This window comes from Streptomyces sp. NPDC056948, from assembly GCF_042674225.1.
Classification (GTDB): Bacteria; Actinomycetota; Actinomycetes; order Streptomycetales; family Streptomycetaceae; genus Streptomyces; species Streptomyces purpurascens.
Window position 1 is genome coordinate 1 of record NZ_JBHUQX010000786.1, and the last position, 1,703, is coordinate 1,703.

Sequence of the window (1,703 nt, forward strand, 5' to 3'; positions counted from 1 at the left end):
TCCTTACGGATGAGCGGGGCGATTGGTTCCCCTGTGGGGGGCCTTCGTGCTCAGCGCGTCTCGATGACGACCGACTCGATGATCACGTCGTTCACCGGGCGGTCGGTGCGCGGGTTCGTCTGGATCGCGGCGATGGTGTCCACGATCTTCTGGCTGCCCGCGTCGGTGACCTCGCCGAAAATGGTGTGCTTGCGGTTCAGCCACGCCGTCGGGGAGACGGTGACGAAGAACTGCGAGCCGTTGGTGCCCGGGCCGGCGTTGGCCATCGCCAGCAGGTAGGGCTTGTCGAAGCGCAGGTCCGGGTGGAACTCGTCCTCGAACTGGTAGCCGGGACCGCCGGTGCCGTTGCCCAGCGGGTCACCGCCCTGGATCATGAAGCCACTGATCACCCGGTGGAAGACCGTACCGTCGTAGAGCCTGTCCGTGGACTTCTTCCCGGTCTCGGGGTGAGTCCACTCCCGCTCGCCCTGGGCGAGCTCGACGAAGTTCTTGACCGTCTTGGGGGCGTGGTTCGGCAGAAGCCGGACTTCGATGTCGCCGTGGTTGGTCTTCAGGGTGGCGTAGAGCTGCTCAGCCACGATCCTGCCTTCCGTTGTCTTTCCGTGACTCCCTGATCCTCGCATGGACGGCGCCCCACGTCGCCTGACCTCCGTTCGCCGGGGGGAAACAAGGGCCGATCGGTTGCGGAAAACCAGTCGAGTAGTCCCGGGGCGGGGGCGCGCGGCAGCGATCCGTGGCATTGTCGACGACAAGCTCCTGTTGCCCCCGATTCATCCGCTATTGCACGTGATCGGCTTTCGACCTGACATGGCCCGGGGCCGTTTCCCGTGACCCGGATGCCCGCCCGCGCATGCCTGGCGGCGCTCCCGGAGGCATGATCCGTAAAAGGGTGGAAAGTCGAAATACCGTACGCCACCGAGGAGGAGGAACCCGTGACCCGCATCGACAGCGTGCGCGCCGCGACCGGTTCGGCGAAGGGCAGCGTGCTGCACGCCGCGGAAGTGGTGGCGCCCTACGCCGACACGGCCAAGGACAGGGCTACGCACTACGCACACGAGGCACGCGTACGGCTGGCGCCCAAGGTGACCCAGGCCGCCGGACAGGCACGCGTTCAGTACGGCGCCCATGTGCAGCCGTATCTGGAGCAGGCCCGTACGCATGTGCCGCCGAAGGTCGACCAGGCCGCCCAAGAAGCCGCCGTCCGCACCCGCAAGGCCGCGAAGCAGGCGGCGGACTACTCCCGGCCGAGGCTTGAGCAGGCGAGGGCCGCGGCCGGTCCCGTCACGACCGAGGCCGCCGCCCGGAGTGTGGCCGCGCTGGCCGCGCTGCGTGGTCAGGTCTCGTCGAAGGAGATCCAGAAGCTGGTCCGCAAGCAGGAACGGCGGGCGAGGGCCGGCCGTGCCGTGAAGACACTGGCGATTCTGGGCGCCCTCGCCGGTGGTGCCTTCGCCGCCTGGAAGTGGTGGGACAAGCAGGCCAACCCGGACTGGCTGGTGGAGCCGCCCGCCGCGACCGAGGTACCCGAGTCGGGCCGGCTGTCCTCCGTGGACGGCAGCGGCCAGTCGGTCCTGGACCCGGAGGTCGAGGCCAAGCAGGCAGAGGAAGAGGCCGCTCGGCGCGACGACCGTTCCTGACGGCCGCCAGGGCAACAGCACGGCGGGGCGGGAGACTCGAGGTCCGACCTTGAGAGTCTCCCGCCCTGC

2 protein-coding genes are annotated in these 1,703 nt (G+C 68.8%); one reads left to right on the forward strand and one right to left on the reverse strand.

What is annotated here, in order from left to right; all coding sequences use genetic code 11:
• Positions 1–50 precede the first annotated feature (50 nt).
• Positions 51–578, reverse strand: coding sequence for a peptidylprolyl isomerase (locus tag ACFTZL_RS44710; protein WP_382596326.1), 528 nt, complete (start codon positions 576–578; stop codon positions 51–53).
• Positions 579–932: 354 nt separating this feature from the next.
• Here ACFTZL_RS44710 and ACFTZL_RS44715 point away from each other — a divergent pair, with 354 nt between their 5' ends.
• Positions 933–1,634: a DUF5324 family protein gene (locus ACFTZL_RS44715; RefSeq protein ID WP_382596329.1), complete on the forward strand. Its 702-nt coding sequence runs from the start codon at positions 933–935 to the stop codon at positions 1,632–1,634.
• Positions 1,635–1,703: the final 69 nt, after the last annotated feature.